The following is a 19643-nucleotide window of genomic DNA, read 5'->3' on the forward strand; positions in this document are numbered from 1 at the left end:
AAGGCTTTTCCAAGGCCGTGGACAGGCGTAGGGCAAGGCCACCGACAAGGGGGCAAGGCGATGCTGACGAGCGACGCGATCCGGGCCTTTGCCGGCGAGCCTGCCGGGCCGCCGCTCCGGTTCCGTCCGCCCGCTCCCGAACCGCTCGAACGCGCCCTGCCCTGGCAGATCCTGCCGCGCGCGATGCGCAATCCGATCGAGGCGTGGCCGCGCATATTGTTCGAGGGAACGAGCTGGCGCCCGCCCTTCCCCGGCGCGCCGATATTCCTCACCGATCCCGCCGGCGTTCGCCTGGCAATGGTCGATCATGCCGAGGATTTTCCGCACGGGCACCTCTGGCGCCGCGTGATGCACCCGGCCTGGGGCGACGGGCTGGCTGCGGTGGACGGCGCGGACTGGCGCTGGCAGCGCCGCGCCGCCGCCCCGGCGTTCCGGGCCGCGCAGATGGCCGCGCTCGCCCCGCGCATGCGCACCGCCGCCGAATCCGCCCTGGAGCGCTGGCGCAGCGCCGCCCAGCCGGTCGACATCGCCGCCGAAACCGGCCGGATCGCCTTCGACGTGATCCTCGACACCATCCTCTCGGGCGGGGAGGATTTCGAGCGCGCGGAGACCGAGGCACGCGTCCGCGCCTTTCTCGACCAGCTCGAATATCGGCGCCTCAGCTATCTCTTCCTCCCCGACCGCGCGCATCGCGGCAAGCGCAACAGGCCCGCGCCCGAAGCCGCGCTGCTGCGCGCCGATGTCGACCGGATGATCGCCCGCAGGCGCACCGCGCCGCCGCGCGGCGACCTGGTCGATCTGCTGCTCGGCGCCATCGATCCCGAGGCCGGCCGACCGATGGACGACCGCCTGCTGCGCGACAACCTGCTCGGCTTCATCCTGGCCGGCCACGAGACCAGCGCAGTCACGCTAGGCTGGGCGCTGTGGCTCGCCGCGTCCCATCCGCCGAGCGGCGAGCGACTGCGCGCCGAGGTCGAGACCGTCACCGGCGGCGCACCCGTCGGTCCCGAACATCTGGAACGGCTCGTCTTCACCCGCCAGCTGATCCAGGAGACGCTGCGCCTCTATCCCCCCGGCTATCAGCTCACCCGCGTCTGCGTGGCCGACACCGTGATCGACGGCCGCCGGATACGCGCCGGCACGCGCATCCTGATCCCGGTCTATGCGCTCCACCGCCACCGAAGACATTGGCGCGACCCCGATCTCTTCGACCCCGAGCGCTTCGCCCCCGGCATGCCCGTGCCCGACCGGCATCTCTACATGCCCTTCGGCGCCGGACCGCGCATCTGCCTGGGTGCCGCCTTCGCGATGACCGAGCTGCTCACCGTCCTCGCCACCCTTGTCCGCGCCGCCCGGTTCACGCCGCTGTCCATTCCCTGGCCGGTGGCCAGCACCAGCATCCGCCCGAGCGGCGGGCTGCCGATGCACGTCGAGCTACGCTGATGCGGATCGCCCCCTGCAGCCAGGCCGACCTGGCCGACTGGGCCGAACTGCGCCGCGCCCTCTGGCCCGACTGCGACGACAGCGAGGCCGAGGCGATGCTCGCCCGGCCGGAAGAACTCGCCCTGATCGCCCGCGACGACACCGGGGCCCCGCTGGGCTTCGCCGAAGCCGCGATCCGCCATGATCATGTCAATGGCTGCGACAGGTCGCCGGTGCTGTTCCTCGAAGGTCTCTATGTCGCCCCCGCCCACCGCCGGGCCGGCATCGCCCGCGCCCTGGCCGATCACGCCGCGCAATGGGGCCGCGCCTTTGGCTGCATGGAATTCGCCTCCGACGCGCTGCTCGACAATGTCGAAAGCCACGCCGTCCACGCCGCTTTAGGCTTTGCAGAGACCGAGCGCGTGGTCTATTTCAACCGCCGGCTTTGACCCGTTTCACGACATGCAATGCGGTGAAATGAAACTGACACGCTTGCATGTTCGTTCGAATTGCCCAAATGCCGCGACTGTTCCCAGTTTCTGATAAGGTCGCCCATGCCCGCTTCGACTGCCGCCAAGGCCCGTACCAGCCGCCGCGCACCCGGCACGCCTTCGCCCTGGGGCATGTTCTTCCGCGGCTTCCTCAAGCGCCCGGTGATGGTCGGCGCAGTGGCGCCCTCGTCGCGCTTCACGATCAACCGCATGCTCGCGCCGGTCGACTGGGACAACACCAAGCTGTTCGTCGAATACGGCCCCGGCGTCGGCACCTTCACGCGTCCGATTCTCGACAAGCTCTCGCCCGAGGGCAAGCTGATCGTGATCGACACCAACCCCGATTTCATCCGCTACCTGAAGCAGAGCATCCCCGATCCGCGCCTGATCGCGATCCAGGGCTCGGCCGCGGACGTGAAGCAGATCGTCGCCGACCACGGCTTCGAGCATGCCGATTACATCGCCTCGGGCCTGCCCTTCTCCACCCTGCCGCCAGGCGTGGGCGACGCGATCGCCAAGGCGACCCGCGAAGTGATCCGCAAGGGCGGCGCCTTCCTGGTCTACCAGTACAACCCGCGCGTGAAGAACTTCCTCACCCCGCATTGGTCGCACATCGATCATGCGATGGAGTGGATCAACATCCCGCCCGCACAGCTCTGGTGGGCCTGGAACGACTGATAAGCGCATCGGGGGCGCTTGATCCCCCCGCCCCATCCTCCTAGACGCTCGCCAAACCCCTTATAAGGACAAGCGAGCATGGCGAAGATCAAGGTTGCAACGCCCGTCGTGGAGATCGACGGCGACGAGATGACGCGGATCATCTGGGAATGGATCCGCGAGCGCCTGATCAAGCCCTATCTCGACATCGACCTGAAATATTACGACCTCTCGGTCGAGAATCGCGACGCGACCGACGACCAGGTCACGATCGATTCCGCCAAGGCGATCCAGCATTACGGCGTCGGCGTGAAGTGCGCCACGATCACGCCGGACGAGGCGCGCGTCGAGGAATTCAAGCTCAAGAAGATGTGGAAGTCGCCCAACGGCACGATCCGCAACATCCTGGGCGGCGTCGTCTTCCGCGAGCCGATCGTGATCAAGAACGTCCCCCGCCTGGTTCCGGGCTGGACCGACCCGATCGTCGTCGGCCGCCATGCGTTCGGCGACCAGTATCGCGCGACCGATTTCAAGGTGCCCAGCGCCGGCAAGCTCACGATGAAGTGGGTCGGCACCAATGGCGACGAGCTCGAATATGAAGTGTTCGACTTCCCGAGCGCCGGCGTTGCCATGGGCATGTACAACCTCGACGAGTCGATCCGCGACTTCGCCAAGGCGAGCATGAACTATGCGCTCGATCGCGGCTGGCCGCTGTATCTCTCTACCAAGAACACGATCCTCAAGGCCTATGACGGCCGCTTCAAGGACCTGTTCCAGGAGACCTTCGACGCCGACTTCGCCGACAAGTTCAAGGCTGCCGGCATCGTCTACGAGCACCGCCTGATCGACGACATGGTCGCCTCGGCGCTCAAGTGGTCGGGCAAGTTCGTCTGGGCCTGCAAGAACTATGACGGCGACGTCCAGTCGGACACGGTTGCCCAGGGCTTCGGCTCGCTCGGCCTGATGACCTCGGTCCTCATGTCGCCGGACGGCAAGACGATCGAGGCGGAAGCCGCGCACGGCACCGTCACCCGCCACTACCGCATGCACCAGCAGGGCAAGGCGACGTCGACCAACCCGATCGCGTCGATCTTCGCCTGGACCCAGGGCCTGTCGTTCCGCGGCAAGTTCGACAACACGCCGGACGTCACCAAGTTCGCCGAGACGCTCGAGGCCGTCTGCATCGAGACCGTCGAGAGCGGCAAGATGACCAAGGATCTCGCGATCCTGATCGGCCCGGACCAGCCCTGGATGACCACCGAGCAGTTCTTCGAGGCGATCCGCGAGAACCTCGAGAAGAAGATGGCCGCCTGGGGCTGAGCTCCGGCATCGCCGACACAAAGGGGCGCGCGACCACGGGTTGCGCGCCCTTTTTCTTTGCGCAATCGCACGCTGCATCTTGCCGGCCAGGCCTATGCGCGATTTGGCGTCGCGGACGGCGTCGCACTGGTCCCGCGCCTTGCCGGCCCTGGTAATTTCTATCGCGCGAGCATGTTCGACGATGTCTCGGGCTCGGCGCTGCTGGGCGTGGAATGGCAGCGCACGCACAGCCGGATCAGCGCCTCGCCCGGGCGCATCTGGCGCTGGTTCGGCGGCAAGGCCTATGCCCATACCGACGCGGCTTCGATCGATTGGCTGCATGGCCTCGGCCGGCGGACGCAGATGATCGCCACCGCCAGCATGAGCCGCGCCCGCTATGTGGCCAATGATCTGCACGACGGCACGATCTACGACGCCGGCCTTACGATCGAGCGAGCGCTTTCCGCGCGAACCGGGATCAGCCTGGCAGCTTCGGCGACGCGGCAGACCGCGCGCGATCCCGGTTATGCGACTGCGGCAGGGGGCGTTACCCTGGTCCGCTGTCGCGAAGCGGGCCGGACGACGCGGTTCGCCTCCGCCGCACCGAAGGCGATGCCGCGCTGGTCCTCCATGGCGACCGCCGGCGCGAGTGGCTGTTCTCGGCCCGGGCCGGCGCCACCCTGCGCGGCCTTCAGGTCCATGGCTTCGCGCCCTTCGTTCGCGGCGCCTATGAGCGCAACCAGTCGAGCCTGGCGCTCTACGAATATCGCCGCATCGCCGCCGAGTTCGGGATCACGCGCCCCTTCCAGGTCCAATATGCGCGCTATCTCCGAAAAAGCGGTATCGGCACCTTGCAATGTAGGACTTGCCATGCTGCCCTTGGCCCCATGGCCAGAATCCATTTCAAACCCTGCACTCCCGCGAAATCGGCACCCCGCCGCTCCGAAATTCATTCCCGTACAAGCGCGAACTTCGTGAAGTTCGAAAGGTTCGCCGCTCCATGCTGAACCTCGCCAATAGCGGCCTCAGCGATGCGCTGGTGATCCTCGGCGCGGCCGGGCTCGTCATTCCGGCCTTCGCGCGCTTCCGGATCAGCCCGGTGATCGGTTTCATCCTGGTCGGCGCGCTGGTCGGCCCATTCGGGCTGGGCAGCCTCGTCCCTGCCCATCCCTGGCTCTACTACCTCACCATCTCGGACGGGCATGCGATCGAGCCGTTCGCCGAGTTCGGCATCATCCTGCTGCTGTTCTCGATCGGGCTCGAGCTGTCGTTCAAGCGGCTGTGGTCGATGCGCAAGCTCGTCTTCGGCGTCGGCGCGGCCGAGCTGCTGCTCGCGGCGCTGATCCTCGGCGCGCTGCTCTACCTCACCGGCCTCAGCACCGGCGGCGCGATCGGGCTCGGCCTGGCGCTGGCGCTCTCCTCCACCGCGATCGTGCTGCCGATCGCCGGCACCACCAGCGCGGTCGGCAAGGCAAGCTTCGCGATGCTCCTGTTCGAGGATCTGGCGCTCGTCCCGATCATCTTCCTGCTCGGCGCGCTCGCACCAGCTGCGGGCGCGGAGGCCGGCTGGATCCGGCTCGGCTCGACGCTCGGCTTCGGCATCCTCACCGTCGCGATCCTGTTCGTCGGCGGGCGCCTGTTGCTGCCACGCATGTTCGCCCAGGCCGCGCGCACCAAGAGCCCCGAGCTGTTCCTCGCCGCCAGCCTGCTCGTGGTGATCGTCGCCAGCCTCGCCACCAGCGCGGCCGGCCTCTCGCCGATCGTCGGCGCGCTGATCGCGGGCCTGCTCATCGCCGAGACCGAATATCACGGCGAAGTCGAAGCGATCACCGCGCCGTTCAAGGGCCTCGCGCTCGGGGTGTTCCTGATCACCGTCGGCATGCGCCTCGACCTCAACTTCATCGTCCATAGCTGGGCGCCGCTGCTCGGCGCCTCGCTGCTCGTCATGGTGGTCAAGGCGGCGGTGACGATGGGGCTGCTCAGGCTTTCGGGCGCGCGCACCGGCACCGCGGCGGAAACCGGCGTGCTGATGGCCAGCCCGTCCGAGACCACGCTGATCGTGCTCGGCGTGGCGGGCGCGGCCGGACTGATCAGCCCGAGCACCGCGGCCTTCTGGACCACGGTCACGGCGATCGGCCTGACGTCCACACCCCTGCTCGCCAAGGCCGGCCGTGCGGCCGCGCAGCTGATCGAGCGCTCGAAGACTGCGGAAGGCCCCGATCCTTCGCTCGTCGACGTCCAGTCGGGCACCGTCATCATCGGCTTCGGCCGCGTCGGCCGCACCGTGGCGGACATGCTGCGCCGTCACGGCCTGCCCTATATCGGCGTCGATGCCGACATCGATAACGTCAACGCGGCGCGCCGCGGCGGCTATAATGTGCTGTTCGGCGACGTCACCCGCTCCGAGCTGGTCGACAAGCTCAACCTGGGCCACGCCAAGGCGCTGGTGCTGACGATGGACGATCCGGTGCTCACCGTGCGCCTCGCCAAGCGCGTGCGCGGCTGGGTGCCGGCCCTGCCGATCATCGCCCGCGCCCGCGATACCGCGCATGCCGCCGAGCTCTACCGCGCCGGCGCGACCGAGGCAGTGCCCGAGGCGCTGGAAAGCTCGCTCCAGCTCTCCGAAGTGGTGCTGGTCGATCTCGGCCTCGCGGTCGGGCCGGTGATCGCCTCGATCCACGCGAAGCGCGACGAGATGCGCAAGAAGATCAAGGAAGTCGCCGGCATGGACCGCGAACCGCGCTTCCGCCGCGTGCGGGTCGAGCGGGGCAACGAGGAATCGGACATGCCTGCCTGACGCGGATTGCACTTGCCCAGGCCATGGCCGCGGCGCATCTCTAGCCATCTGTTCCAGGGAGTATTGTAATGTTGTTGAGCCTTTTGATCCTCGCCGCCCCGCTCGCCCAGGCGAGCGACGCCTATGCGCCGGCACGCGAGGGCAAGATCCAGTGCGTCGTGCCCAACAAGGAGAAGAAGACCTGCGTCGGCACCACCGCGCTCAAGATCGCGGCCGACGGCAGCTATGAGGCGACGACCTGGCTGTTCCTCAACCCCACGCCGCTGATCACGATGGAAGTCCACACCAAGGGCAAGATCGCGGGCGGCAAGGCGTGCGAAACCGTGCGCACCGCCGATTTTCAGGCCGGTACGGTGTATCTCGCGGGCAAGCCTGCCGACGATGCCACCTCGAACGCCGTGAAGACGCAGTTCGCCACCGTCCTCGGTGCGCTCGAGGGCAAGACAACCTGCTCGGAGATCAAGCCGGCCAATAGCGAGATGCTGCTCAACGAAGTCAGCGTCGATGACACCGTCCGCCCCGACTTCAGCCAGAAGTTCATCTGGGTGAGCCCGAAGGACGGCTATAATCTGGGAATGTGATGACGATGATCGCCACCCTGCTCCTGCTCGCCACCGCTGCGCCGCTGCCCGCGCCCGATTCGCTCGATCCCGCGCGGGCCGGCAAGATCCGCTGCATCACGCCCGACACCCAGGCGCGCACCTGTGCAACGATGGTGCGCTATTCGGTGCATGCCGATGGCAGCTTCGATGCGGTGGTGACCGGCGTGGTCTCCACCGAGCCGACCATCGTGATGGAATACCAGACATCGGGCCAGGTCGAGGATGGCGCGGTCTGCTCGACCATCCGCCCGATCGACTTCACTTCGGGCAAGCTGACCAAGGATGGCGGGCCGCTCGCGCCTGCGGTGGAGACCTCGGTCCGCCAGCGGCTGATGCTCGCGCTCCAGCCGCTCGCCGGCAAGAAGCGCTGCTACCGCGACCGCCCGTATAGCGACGGGCTCGTCTCCGACATCATCATCGAAGGCCAGGTCCGCGCCGATATGAACCAGCGCGCGATCTGGGTTTCGCCGGAAGACGGCTGGGGCCCGGGGATGTAATCCGCGAACCGCGGCGGTTCAGGCGGCCGCGGTCGCCTTTGCCAGCTCGGCCTTGACCGCTTCGAGCGCGTCCGCGCCCTTGTCACCGTCCGGGCCGCCGCCCTGGGCCATGTCGGGTCGGCCACCGCCGCCCTGCCCGCCCAGCACCGCCACCGCGACCTTGACCAGGTCCACGGCATTGGCCGCCACGCCTTCGCTCACGCCGACCGCGACCGAAGCCCGGCCCTCATTGACCGCGACCAGCGCGACCACGCCGCTGCCGATCCGCGCCTTGGCCTCGTCGACTGCGCCGCGTAGCGCCTTGGGGTCGAGCCCGTCGAGCACCTGGCCGAGGAAGGTGATCCCCGCCACCTGCTCCGGGCCTGCCGCCTGCGCGGCACCGCTGCCGCCCAGCGCCAGCGCCTTCTTGGCCTCGGCCAGTTCGCGCTCGAGCTTGCGCCGCTCCTCCACCAGCGCCCCGACGCGCGCCACGACATCGTCGGGGCTCGTCTTGAGCGCAGCCGCCGCCTCGCGCAGCTGCGCGTCGCGGCCGTTCAGCCACAGCCGCGCGCCTTCGCCGGTCAGCGCCTCGATGCGCCGCACGCCGCTCGAAACGGCGCTCTCGGAGACGATCTTGAAGATCGCGATGTCGCCCGTCGCATTGACATGGGTGCCGCCGCACAGCTCGACCGAGTAGGACGCATCCGCGCCCAGCCCCATCGAGAGCACGCGAACCTCGTCGCCGTATTTCTCGCCGAACAGCGCCATCGCGCCCGCTGCGATCGCGTCGTCGGGCGTCATCAGCCGCGTCTCGACCGCACCGTTATGGCGGATCTGCGCATTCACGTCCGCCTCGACATCGGCGATCTCGTCGGCGCTGAGCGCAGAGGGATGCGAGAAGTCGAAGCGCAGCCGGTCGGGCGCCACCAAGCTGCCCTTCTGGGAGATATGCCCGCCCAGCCGCTTGCGCAGTGCCGCGTGCAGCAGGTGCGTCGCCGAATGGTTGGCGCGCACCCGGTCGCGGTGATCGACATCGACCACGAGATGCACCGCGTCGCCGACCGCGATCTCGCCGGTCTCGATCTTGGCATGATGCGCGTGGAGACGCCCGAGCGGCTTCGAGGTGTCGTCCACCGCCGCGCTCATCTTGTCGTTCGAGATCACGCCGACATCGCCCATCTGGCCGCCGCTCTCGGCATAGAAGGGGGTCTGGTTGGTCAGGACCGTCACGCTGTCGCCGGCCGAAGCCTTCTCGACCCGCGCGCCGTCCTTGACGATCGCGACCACCTGGCCCTCGCCCTGGGTGCCGTTATAGCCGGTGAACTCGGTCCCGCCGAGCTCGTCGGCCAGGTCGTACCACAGCTCTTCCGAAGCCTTTTCGCCCGAGCCCTTCCAGGCCGCCCGCGCCGCGCGCTTCTGCTCGGCCATCGCCGTGTCGAAGCCGGCGCGGTCCACGGTCATGCCCTGGCCGCGCAGCGCATCCTCGGTCAGATCGTACGGGAAGCCGAAGGTATCATAGAGCTTGAACGCGGTCTCGCCGGGCAGCGTGCCGCCCTCGCTCATGCCCTGCGTCGCTTCGTCGAGCAAACGCAACCCATTGGCCAGGGTTTGCCGGAAGCGGCGCTCCTCCTGGAGCAAGGTCGCCTCGATCAGCGGCTGCGCGCGCACCAGTTCGGGGAACGCAGCGCCCATCTCGGCGACCAGCGACGGCACCATGCGGTGCATCAGCGGATCCTTGGCGCCGAGCAGGTGGGCATGGCGCATCGCGCGGCGCATGATGCGGCGGAGCACATAGCCGCGGCCTTCATTGGCCGGCAGCACACCATCGGCCACCAGGAAGCCGGCCGAGCGCAGGTGATCGGCGATCACGCGGTGGCTCGCCTGGTTCTCGCCCGTAGTCGAGGCACCGGTCAGCGCGCCCGATTCGGCGATCAGCGCCTTGAACGTGTCGGTATCGTAATTGTCGTGGACACCCTGCAGCACCGCGGCGACGCGCTCCAGGCCCATGCCCGTGTCGATCGAGGGGCGCGGCAGGTCGCCGATGATCTCGTCATTCTCCTGCACGAACTGCATGAAGACGAGGTTCCAGATCTCGACGAAACGGTCGCCATCCTCCTCGGGCGATCCCGGCGGGCCGCCCCAGATATGGTCGCCGTGATCGTAGAAGATCTCCGAGCACGGCCCGCACGGACCATCCGATCCCATCGCCCAGAAATTGTCCTTGGTCGGGATGCGGATGATGCGGCTCTCGGGCAGGCCGGCGATCTTCTTCCACAGCTCGAAGGCCTGGTCGTCGGTATGATAGACGGTCGCGGTCAGCCGCTCGGCGGGGATGCCCCACACCTTGGTGAGCAGCGTCCAGGCGTGGGTGATCGCCTGTTCCTTGAAATAGTCGCCGAACGAGAAGTTGCCGAGCATCTCGAAGAAGGTGTGGTGACGCGCCGTGTAGCCGACATTGTCCAGATCGTTGTGCTTGCCGCCGGCGCGGACGCACTTCTGCGAGCTGGTCGCGGTCGAATAGGGCCGGCTCTCAAGGCCCGTGAACACGTTCTTGAACGGCACCATGCCCGCGTTCACGAACATCAGCGTGGGATCATTGTGCGGCACCAGCGGCGCGCTGGCGACACGGGCGTGACCCTGGCTCTCGAAATAGTCGAGGAACGAACGGCGGATATCGTTGGTGGACGTCATATCGGCGACTTAGTTGCGCGCCGCGCTTTCCTCAAGCGAAACACTTCGATCAGGGTGATTGACGGCGGGACTGTGGCGCGGGTGCAATCGGCACCCTATCTCGCGGAGACGAGTTGCCGAGGAGAATTCCCGTGAAGCATCGCAGCCTTGGTTCTTCCGGCCTGCAGGTATCGGCCCTCGGCCTGGGCTGCATGAGCTTCGCCGGCGCCTATGGGCCGGGCGGCGATCGCCACGACAATATCGCGCTGATCCGCAAGGCGGTCGACGCCGGCGTGACCTTCTTCGACACCGCCGAGGCCTACGGCCCGTTCACCAACGAGGAACTGGTCGGCGAAGCGCTGGCGCCGGTGCGTGACCAGGTCGTGATCGCCACCAAGTTCGGCTTCGACATCGATCTTACGACAGGGGAGCGCCGGCCCGGCGTCGACAGCCGGCCCGAGCACATCAAGGCAGTCGCCGATGCTGCGCTCAAGCGCCTGCGCACGGACCGGATCGACCTGTTCTACCAGCACCGCGTCGATCCGGCCGTGCCGATCGAGGAAGTCGCCGGCGCAGTGGCTGAGCTGATCCAGGCCGGCAAGGTCACGCATTTCGGCCTGTCGGAAGCGGCTCCCGACACGATCCGCCGCGCCCATGCCGTGCAGCCGGTCGCCGCGCTGCAGAGCGAATATTCGCTGTTCTGGCGCGAGCCCGAGGAGGAATTGCTTCCGCTCTGCGCCGAGCTCGGCATCGGCTTCGTGCCATTCAGCCCGCTGGGCGCCGGTTTCCTCGCCGGGCAGATCGACGAGAACACCGTCTTCGCCCCCGGCGATTTCCGCAACTTGGTGCCGCGCTTCTCCATTGAGGCGCGCAAAGCCAATATGGCACTGGTCGAGCTGGTGCAGCGCGTCGCCGATCGGCGCGGCGCCAAGCCGGCACAGGTCGCGCTCGCCTGGCTCCTAGCGCAGCAGCCGTGGATCGTGCCGATCCCGGGCACCAGCAAGATCGAGCGGCTGGAAGAGAATCTCGGCGCGATGAATGTCGCGCTCACGCCCGAAGACCTCGTCGAGATCGACGCCGGCACCGCGGCATTCGACGTCACCGGCGAGCGGCTGCCCGAAGCCGTCCTCAGGATGACCCGCCGCTAGAACCGGAACTGCCGGCTTGCAATGTAGGATTTGATTTGTTCTATCCTCATCGATGCAGCCACGACGCGCCTCGACACCCGTTTACCCGCACTGCGGCACGCGCAGCTTTGTGCGCCGGGTTCGAATTTCGAGGTGTGGAAACCCGGGGCCCCGTAGCATCAACTTCGTAAACTTCCGAAGCCCGGGTATGCCCCGCGCCTCACCCCATCGGCGCATCGACCGACTTGGGCGGCGTGCTGAACCAGGCCGGCCCGCTCTCAGTCATGTGGAAGCAGTCCTCCAGCCGCACCCCGAAGCGGCCCGGGATGTAGATGCCTGGCTCGTTCGAGAAGCACATGCCCGGCGCCAGCTTGGTCGCCTCGCCGCGCACCAGGTTGACCGGCTCGTGCCCGTCCAGCCCGATGCCGTGCCCGGTGCGGTGCGAGAGACCGGGCAGCTTGTAGTCCGGCCCCCAGCCGAGCGAGGCATAGTAACGGCGCACCGCATCGTCGACCTTGCCCGTCGGCGTGCCCAGCCTGGCCGCGGCGAAGGCGACCTGCTGGCCCTGCGCCACCTGGTCCCACACCTTGCGCTGTTCGGCATTGGCAGTGCCATGCACCCAGGTGCGCGACACGTCGGACTGATAGCCCTGCACCGTGCAGCCGCAGTCCATCAGCACGATCCGCCCGTCCGCCACCGGCGACGGCACCTTGGTTCCGTGCGGATAGGCTGCGCCCTCGCCCACCAGCACCATGCTGAACTCGGGCGTGCCGCCCAGCTTCTTCGTTGCCGCATCCATCAGGGCGGACACGTCGCGCTGGCTCATCCCCTTCTCGACGCGCGGATGGACCCAGCGATAGGCGGCGATCGTCACATCGGTGGCGAGCTGCATCAGCGCGATCTCGGCGGGTGTCTTGATCATCCGGCAGCCGCGCACGACCGGGTTGGCCGAAACCACTTTGAGCCCGGCCTTTTGCAGGCCATCCACGGCGAAATAGCGCACCGTCTCTTCGATGCCGACAGGCAGATGGGCGAGCTTGCGGTCCTTGAGGAAGCCGGCGACGGTCTTGAGCGGGTCCTCGTCCTCCTGCCACACCCGCACTTCGGCCGGGATCGCCAACCCTTCGCGGGTGCGTGCTTCCTCGAAGAAGGGAGTGACGATGCAGGGCTCGCCCTCGGCGGGCAGCACCACCGCGGTCAGCCGCTCGCTACGCCCCCAGCGCAGGCCGGTGAAGTAGACCAGCGACGATCCGCCCTCGATCAGCACCGCGCCGATGCCGTTGGCCTGCATCAGCTTCTGCGCACGGGCGAACCGCGCCGCGCGCTCGACGTTATCGATCGGCACCGCGCCTTTGGTGATGTCCTGCAGCGCCGAAAGGTCCGGCTCGGCGGCGCGCAGCACGCCCGGCAACGTGAGCAGCGGCGCGGCGACGGCGGCGCGGACAAGGGTTCGGCGATCGAGGCGCATGGCAGTCTCCGGAAACAGGTCGCGCGCAGCGATACGGTCCTTGACCTCTCCGCTGCAATAGCTTCACTTCGCCGCAGGGGTTCGACAGGGGAAAACGATGCGCCGTATCATGCTCGTGCCGACGATGCTTCTGATGGGCGCCACCGCTGCACCCCCGCGCCCCCCGGAGCTGCCGCCCGCGCGCTGGTGCGGCGGCGACGTGCCGGCTTTCCTCGCCGATGATGCCCCCGCGACGGTGCTGCTCCCGGGCTATGGCCAGGGCGGTTTCCGGGTCACGACGAAGAACCCGGAAGCGCAGGCCTTCTTCGACAATGGCATGCAGCTCGCCCACGCCTTTGCCCACAAGGCGGCGATCGCGGCGTTCCAGCAGGCGCGCAAGCTCGATCCCGATTGCGCGATGTGCGCCTGGGGAGAGGCCTGGTCCTCCGGCCCGACGATCAACTACGGTGTCTCGGACGACGACGCGAAGAAGCTCGCCGCGATCGTCGTCACGGCCGAGAAGCTCGCCGCTAACGGCCCGATGCGCGAGCGCAACCTGATCGGCGCGCTCAAGCAGCGTTATCCGGCGAGCGGCAAGGGCGGCAACCAGGCGTTCGCCTCGGCGATGGAGCAGATGGTGGCGCTGGCACCCGGTGACGACGAGATCCTGACAATCACCGCCGACGCACTGATGATCGCCACGGACGAGGCCACGGCGGAGAACATGGCTCGGCCGGTCGCGCTGCTCGAGACCGTGCTCAAGCGCAATCCCGACTATGCCCCGGCAATACACTTCTACATCCACGCGACCGAGGGCGCCGGCTATCCGAAGCGCGCCGAAGCCTATGCGGACAAGCTCAAGACGGTCGCGCCGGCGGCGAGCCATCTCGTCCACATGCCGTCGCATACCTATTACTGGATCGGCCGCTACGCCGATGCGGCAAGCGCCAATCTGGCGGCGGTGGAGATCGACCGGGCGAATGCCGAGCGGCTCAAGCTGCCCGGTCCGGACGGCGTGTGGAAGCTCGGCTACCACGCCCATAACGTCCATTTCGGGATCGGCGGGGCGCTGATGTCAGGCGATGCCGCGACCGGGCTCACGCTCGCCCGCCCCCTGGTCGCCGCCGCGGCCAAGACGCAAAAGATGAACGATTTCCGTCAGGCGGTGGTCGGCATGGGCTATGTCGCAGTCGCCCGTTTCGCCCCGGTCGAAGAGATGCTCGGGCTCCCGGCGCCGGCGGCGGGGAATCCGGTGGCGAGCGCGATGTGGCATTATGCCCGGGGCGAGGCGCTGGCGCGCAAGGGCGATGCGGCGGGCGTGCTCGCCGAAGCCAGGGCGCTGCCGGCCAAGGCGACCACGGGATCGTTCGCCCCGGTCCTGTCCAAGCTGTACGCGGTCAATCGCCTGGTGCTAGAAGGGCGCGTAGCGATGCTGCGCAAGCGCTACGACGATGCCGCCCGCCTGTTCGGCCAGGCCGCCGCGATCGAGGAAGCCAAGCCGCTCGCAGATTTCTCCGATCCCCCGCTCTTCTGGTATCCGGTGCGACGCGACGTCGCCGCCGCGCTGCTGGCCAAGGGCGACACCGCCGGCGCGCTGGCGGCGGCGGACGCCTCGCTCAAGCATCGCCCGCTCGATCCGGTGGCGCTGGAACTCCGCGCCCTGGCCCAGGCCAAGCTCGGCAATGCCGCGGCGTCGCGGCGCGATCGACGGCAGGCAGTGGCGGGCTGGCGCGGTGATCGGCGCAGCCTTGGCAGATAGGGCCCCACACAGCGTGATATGCGCTGCCGGCATAGGGCTCTCTCCACAGAATTGGGCAAAATCGAGCCACAGGGTTCTTGACCCGGCGCGCGCAATCCACTTTGCCTGCACCACGGATTTTTGAGGGGGCCTGATCTTGGGCAAGCGACTTACCTGGTTCATTCTTGCCGCACTGCTGCTCGGCGGCTTGCTCGGCTATGCCCTGAACATCAGCTATTCCGGCTCGCCGGAGGGTACCAAGTCGCTCGATAGCTGGGCCTATTATCTCGACATTCCCACCCAGATGTTCCTGCATCTGATCAAGATGATCATCGCCCCACTGGTCGTCTCCACCCTGGTGGTGGGAATCGCGCACATGGGCGGAGGCGGCGCGATCGGGCGCGTGGGCGGCAAGGCCTTTCTCTGGTTCGTCTGCGCCAGCCTGATCTCGCTCACCCTCGGCCTGATCCTGGTCAACGTGCTGCAGCCCGGCGTCGGGCTCAACCTGGCGCTGCCGGCAGCGACCGAGAAGGTCGATGTGACCACCTTCGATCTCGCCAAGTTCTTCATCCACATCGTGCCGACCAGCGGCATCGATGCGATGGCGAGCAACGACATCCTCCAGCTCGTCATCTTCTCGCTCTTCTTCGGTGTCGGCCTCGCCGCGGTCGGCGAGAAGGGCGCTCCGCTCGTCCGCGGGCTCGAAGCGCTGGTCCAGGTGATGCTCACCGTCACCGGCTATGTCATGCTGTTCGCCCCCGTCGCCGTGTTCTGCGCGGTGGCCAAGGTGCTGGCGACCAAGGGCATCGGCGTGGTCGGCGACCTCGCCTTCTTCATGGGCAGCTTCTATCTCGGCCTGGCCCTGCTATGGGCCGTGCTGCTCGGCGCCTGTTTCCTGATCGTCGGCCCGCGCACCGGCACGCTGCTGCGCTATCTGCGCGATCCGATCCTGCTTGGCTTCTCCACCGCTTCTTCCGAAGCCGCCTATCCGCGTACGCTCGACGCGCTCGACCGGTTCGGCGTGCCGCCGCGCATCGCCAGCTTCGTGCTGCCGCTCGGCTATTCGTTCAATCTCGACGGCTCGATGATGTACATGACGTTCGCATCGATCTTCATCGCCCAGGCCTATGGCATCCATCTCGACTGGATGACGATGATCCAGATGCTGCTGATCCTGATGGTCACCAGCAAGGGCATCGCCGGCGTGCCGCGCGCCAGCCTGGTGGTGATCACCGGCACGCTCAGCCACTTCAACATTCCCGAGGCCGGCGTGCTGCTGATCCTCGCGGTCGATCATTTCCTCGACATGGGCCGCACCGCGACCAACGTCATCGGCAATGCCATCGCCAGCACGGTGGTGGCGCGCTGGGAAGGCCAACTCGATGCGCCGGGCGTCGCCGAGCCGGCGGTCAAGCCGCTTGACGGCGCAGCGACCGACACAGACAGCTTCGAGGATTATGGCAAGTCCTGACTATAACCCGGCGCTGCCGGTCCGCGTCGTCGCGCTCTACCAGTTCACGCGCTTCCCCGATGTCGACAGCCTGAAGGGCCCGCTCGCCGAGCTGTGCTGCGCGCTGGGCGTGAAGGGCACGTTGCTGCTCGCCAATGAAGGCCTGAACGGCACGATCGCGGGTAGCGATGCCGCGATCGACGCAGTGCTCGCACATGTCCGCGCCCTGCCCGGCTGTACGGGCGTGGACGTGAAGGAATCGCGCGCGCCGGCGCTGCCGTTCGACCGGATGAAGGTGCGGCTCAAGCGCGAGATCGTCACGATGGGCGAGCCCGATATCGATCCGCTCACCGGCGTCGGCCATTATGTCGCGCCGGAGGACTGGAACGCGCTGATCGACGCGCCGGACACGATCGTGATCGACACGCGCAACGCCTATGAAGTCGCGCTCGGCACTTTCAACGGCGCGCTCGATCCAGAGACGCGCAGCTTCCGCGAGTTCCCCGACTGGTTCCGCCGCTTCCGCGCCGAGCGTGAGGCGGAGGGGCCGATGCCGCGCATCGCGATGTTCTGCACCGGCGGCATCCGCTGCGAGAAGTCCACCGCCTTCCTCAAGGCAGAGGGGCTCGACGAAGTCTATCACCTCAAGGGCGGCATCCTCGCCTATCTCGAGCAGGTGCCGCCAGAACAAAGCCGCTGGCAGGGCGAGTGCTTCGTGTTCGACCAGCGCGTCACCGTCGACCACGCGCTCCAGCCCGGCAACCGTGCCTTGTGCAAGCGCTGCCAGGGCCTCATCGCCGACGAGGACGGCCCCTGCCCTGCATGCGACGACCTCCCCTTCCGGGATCAGGCATAGGCATAGGGCCCGCCGGCGGCGAGCGCTGCCTTGTAGGCCGGGCGGGCGTGGATTTTCTCGATCCAGGCGGCGATGTGCGGGCGGCCCTGGGTGGCGTTGGCGCGGGCGACCGCGGCTTCGAGCGGGAAGCTCATCATCACGTCGGCGGCAGTGAACTCGTCACCGGCGAACCAGGGGCGCGATGCCAGCTCGGCCTCGACATAGTCGAGATGGACGTCGATCATCGGCTGGAACTTCTTCTGCGCCGCCTTGCCGAACAGGGGCACGCGGCTCAGTACCAGTTTGGTGAACAAAGGCGGCATCAGCGAGCCCTCGGCATAATGGAGGAACTGGCGCCAACGCAGCGCATCCTCGCGGTGGCCGGGCTTGCCGAGGCGGCCATCGCCGAGTTCGACCAGATATTCGATGATCGCCCCGGTCTCGGCGATGACATTGCCACCATGCTCGATCACCGGTGACTTGCCGAGCGGATGGATGCGGCGCAGCTCGGGCGGGGCGAGCATCGTAGCCTTGTTGCGCTCATAGCGCATGACCTCATAGGGCAGTCCCAGCTCCTCGAGTAGCCAGAGCACGCGCTGCGAACGGGAGTTCTCGAGATGGTGGACGATGACGGTCATGCAGGCTCCTGTGCCGGGCGGCGCGGTCGCTGGCGCGCCGCGACCGACTTGACGATGGTCCGTCCGCCCGCCGGCGGCAAGGGGCGTTTCGCCCGGTCGAGCGCTGCGTCGATCAGGACGATGACGGCACGCGCGTCGAGTAGCGCTACATCCTTGAGGCAGACATAGCGGCCCTGCCGGCCCTCGCCCTGGAGCAGTCCCTCGGGATCGGGCAGGCCGATGCCGGGGAGGAAATAGAGCAGCACGTTGCGCGGATAGATTGCCAGGCTGAACGCCGCTTCCGAGGCCTTCTCGCCCGGGGTATAGGAGATCGCGAGGCCGTTGTAATTGTCATAGACCAGCTCGGTCGCGCCGGGCAGCCGTTCGCGCAGGACAGCACGAGCGGCCCGGACGCGTCCGGCAATCTCCGGTGTGAAGCGGGCGATGAAGGTTTCGAGCTGCGCTTCGGCTTCCTCCATGGCTAAACCTGCTCGAACCGGATCGAACGCTGCGACGGATCGGCATCGACCAGGCGGACCTGCAATGCAGTGCCCGGCGCGGCACCGGGGGCGTCGATCCGCGTGACGACCGGCAGGTCGGCAAGCTGCATCCGGGCGCCGCGGACATCGACATCGGTAACCACCGCCGCGAAGTCATCGCCCTCACGCCCATCGAGCATCACGGCCTCGGCGAGGTCGATCACTGCGCGATCGATCTGGCCGCCCAGCGCATCGGCGCGGGCCATGACCTTGGGCAGACGTGCAAAGGCGTCGTTGACGGCATCCGGAACCGGCTGGCCGTTCGCGACGGCGAGCGTCGCGCGGATCACATAGCGATCGGCGAGGCGGCGAAGCGGGGCGGTGGCGTGGACATAGGGCGCGGCGACGGCGGCATGCCAGGGCAGCGTATCCAAACGCCAGGGCGCATAGCTCGCCCCCTGCCCTGCGCGCCGGATCGCGAGCATCAAGGCGGCTTGGTTGGGATCGGCGGCATCGAGCCCGGCGCGGAATGCAGCCAGCGATTGCGCCTCGGGCCAGGCGATGCCGAAGGCGCGGGCGCTGTTGCGCAGGCGCTGGACTGCATTCGCATCCGGCTCGGCCATCACTCGGAACAGGCCCGTGTGGTGCGCGCGCAGCACATCGGCGATGGCGAGATTGGCGGCGAGCGACAGGGCGGCGTTGCGATCTTCGGACGGATGGCGGGCGCGGAAGGCCAGCGCATAGCCGCCATCGGGACGGCGCGCGACTTCCTGCTCGGGCGGATCGACCCGCGAGGCGCCGCGTGCAGCCTCGGCAAAGGCGATGCGGCGGGAGAGTTCGGCAAACTGCGGCGGCAGGTCGGTGTCGGCGGCGGTTTCGTAGGCGAGCTTGGCGCGGCTGCGGACCAGAGCGCGCTCGGCGCCGTCGAGCTTTACTGCACCATCAGGGGCAACGCGAACGGTGAACAGCACTGCGGGGCGTGGACCGTCGGGGAGCAGGCTGGCGGCGCCTTCGCTGAGCACCGGCGGGTAGAGGCTTGCCTTGCCGTCAGGCAGGTAGAGCGTCGTGCCGCGGTGCCAGGCTTCGACATCCACCGGATCGCTGTCCTCCACGAACCAGGCGACATCGGCGATGGCGTAGCGCAGTAGCAAGTCGTTGCCGCTGGTCTCAATCGCCAGCGCCTGGTCGAGATCGGTCGCGCTGGCCGGGTCGAGCGTGACGAAGGGGATATCGGTGCGGTCGACATGCCCGGTTGGTGCCCGCCGGGCCGCGGCTTCGGCGGCTTCCAGGACCGGCTGCGGGAAGGATCGGGGGACCTGGAACTGGTTGCGAATCGCGGCGAGGCCATCGGCGAGGACGCGGTCGGGATCGAGGACTGCCTTCATCGCGACACCTTAGCGGCCCCGGCAGCGCTGAAAAGTACACGAAGTACACGCCAAAGCCCGCTTCGCCAGCGAGCGCCTGCGAGCCGGTTGCGGCGCTGGAAAGTCACAAGGTTGCGACACCTACGCAAGGGCGCGCGAGCCCCCGAACGGG

At 67.8% G+C, this 19643-nt stretch carries 17 protein-coding genes; 12 read left to right on the top strand and 5 right to left on the bottom strand.

Annotated features, from left to right (window positions below):
* Positions 1 to 60: 60 nt before the first annotated feature.
* From AC1RPL_RS02450 to AC1RPL_RS02485, 8 genes are all read left to right on the top strand, one after another.
* Complete coding sequence (locus tag AC1RPL_RS02450) at positions 61 to 1443, top strand: cytochrome P450 (RefSeq protein ID WP_493067664.1); 1383 nt, start codon at positions 61 to 63, stop codon at positions 1441 to 1443.
* On the top strand, positions 1443 to 1871 hold the full coding sequence (gene aac(6') / locus AC1RPL_RS02455) for an aminoglycoside 6'-N-acetyltransferase (protein ID WP_493067665.1): 429 nt from the start codon (positions 1443 to 1445) through the stop codon (positions 1869 to 1871). The genes AC1RPL_RS02450 and aac(6') overlap by 1 nt, the downstream gene beginning before the upstream one ends.
* 105 nt (positions 1872 to 1976) lie before the next feature.
* On the top strand, positions 1977 to 2591 hold the full coding sequence (locus AC1RPL_RS02460) for a class I SAM-dependent methyltransferase (protein ID WP_493067666.1): 615 nt from the start codon (positions 1977 to 1979) through the stop codon (positions 2589 to 2591).
* A gap of 78 nt (positions 2592 to 2669) precedes the next feature.
* Positions 2670 to 3890, top strand: coding sequence for an NADP-dependent isocitrate dehydrogenase (locus AC1RPL_RS02465; protein ID WP_493067667.1), 1221 nt, complete (start codon positions 2670 to 2672; stop codon positions 3888 to 3890).
* 57 nt (positions 3891 to 3947) lie between these two features.
* The gene (locus AC1RPL_RS02470; protein ID WP_493067668.1) at positions 3948 to 4847 is read left to right on the top strand and encodes a surface lipoprotein assembly modifier; all 900 of its coding nucleotides are present in this window, start codon (positions 3948 to 3950) and stop codon (positions 4845 to 4847) included.
* Between the two features lie 22 nt (positions 4848 to 4869).
* The gene (locus tag AC1RPL_RS02475; RefSeq protein ID WP_493067669.1) at positions 4870 to 6666 is read left to right on the top strand and encodes a cation:proton antiporter domain-containing protein; all 1797 of its coding nucleotides are present in this window, start codon (positions 4870 to 4872) and stop codon (positions 6664 to 6666) included.
* Between the two features lie 68 nt (positions 6667 to 6734).
* Complete coding sequence (locus AC1RPL_RS02480) at positions 6735 to 7247, top strand: hypothetical protein (protein ID WP_493067670.1); 513 nt, start codon at positions 6735 to 6737, stop codon at positions 7245 to 7247.
* Entirely contained in the window at positions 7247 to 7765 is a 519-nt protein-coding gene (locus AC1RPL_RS02485; protein ID WP_493067671.1) for a hypothetical protein, read from the top strand. The genes AC1RPL_RS02480 and AC1RPL_RS02485 overlap by 1 nt, the downstream gene beginning before the upstream one ends.
* 18 nt (positions 7766 to 7783) lie before the next feature.
* Here the strand turns inward: AC1RPL_RS02485 and alaS are convergent, their stop codons facing one another.
* Positions 7784 to 10435 (bottom strand): alanine--tRNA ligase, encoded by a 2652-nt coding sequence (gene alaS / locus AC1RPL_RS02490; protein ID WP_493067672.1) that lies wholly within the window; start codon positions 10433 to 10435, stop codon positions 7784 to 7786.
* A gap of 131 nt (positions 10436 to 10566) precedes the next feature.
* On the opposite strand from alaS, the gene AC1RPL_RS02495 reads away from it, so the two are divergent.
* Positions 10567 to 11562 carry an aldo/keto reductase gene (locus AC1RPL_RS02495; RefSeq protein ID WP_493067673.1) on the top strand — a complete coding sequence of 332 codons (996 nt, stop codon included), beginning with the start codon at positions 10567 to 10569 and terminating at the stop codon, positions 11560 to 11562.
* Positions 11563 to 11761: 199 nt separating this feature from the next.
* Here AC1RPL_RS02495 and AC1RPL_RS02500 read toward each other — a convergent pair whose 3' ends face one another.
* Complete coding sequence (locus tag AC1RPL_RS02500; RefSeq protein WP_493067674.1) at positions 11762 to 13009, bottom strand: M24 family metallopeptidase; 1248 nt, start codon at positions 13007 to 13009, stop codon at positions 11762 to 11764.
* Between the two features lie 97 nt (positions 13010 to 13106).
* Here AC1RPL_RS02500 and AC1RPL_RS02505 point away from each other — a divergent pair, with 97 nt between their 5' ends.
* The 3 genes from AC1RPL_RS02505 to trhO all read left to right on the top strand — a co-directional run bounded on the left by AC1RPL_RS02505 (position 13107) and on the right by trhO (position 17032).
* Positions 13107 to 14747, top strand: a complete 1641-nt coding sequence (locus tag AC1RPL_RS02505; RefSeq protein ID WP_493067675.1) for a tetratricopeptide repeat protein — start codon at positions 13107 to 13109, stop codon at positions 14745 to 14747.
* Positions 14748 to 14883: 136 nt separating this feature from the next.
* Complete coding sequence (locus tag AC1RPL_RS02510; protein ID WP_493067676.1) at positions 14884 to 16197, top strand: dicarboxylate/amino acid:cation symporter; 1314 nt, start codon at positions 14884 to 14886, stop codon at positions 16195 to 16197.
* On the top strand, positions 16184 to 17032 hold the full coding sequence (gene trhO, locus AC1RPL_RS02515) for an oxygen-dependent tRNA uridine(34) hydroxylase TrhO (RefSeq protein ID WP_493067677.1): 849 nt from the start codon (positions 16184 to 16186) through the stop codon (positions 17030 to 17032). The genes AC1RPL_RS02510 and trhO overlap by 14 nt, the downstream gene beginning before the upstream one ends.
* On the opposite strand, the gene AC1RPL_RS02520 is transcribed toward trhO, so the two are convergent.
* The 3 genes from AC1RPL_RS02520 to AC1RPL_RS02530 are packed head-to-tail and all read right to left on the bottom strand — an operon-like array spanning position 17023 to position 19492.
* Entirely contained in the window at positions 17023 to 17649 is a 627-nt protein-coding gene (locus AC1RPL_RS02520) for a glutathione S-transferase family protein (protein ID WP_493067678.1), read from the bottom strand. The two genes, trhO and AC1RPL_RS02520, sit on opposite strands and share 10 nt — an antisense overlap.
* Complete coding sequence (locus AC1RPL_RS02525; protein ID WP_493067679.1) at positions 17646 to 18107, bottom strand: hypothetical protein; 462 nt, start codon at positions 18105 to 18107, stop codon at positions 17646 to 17648. Before AC1RPL_RS02525 ends, AC1RPL_RS02520 begins: the two co-directional genes overlap by 4 nt.
* A 2-nt stretch (positions 18108 to 18109) precedes the next feature.
* On the bottom strand, positions 18110 to 19492 hold the full coding sequence (locus AC1RPL_RS02530) for an RNB domain-containing ribonuclease (protein ID WP_493067680.1): 1383 nt from the start codon (positions 19490 to 19492) through the stop codon (positions 18110 to 18112).
* Positions 19493 to 19643 lie beyond the last annotated feature (151 nt).

The organism is Sphingomonas sp. GW821-FHT12D09, from assembly GCF_058807215.1.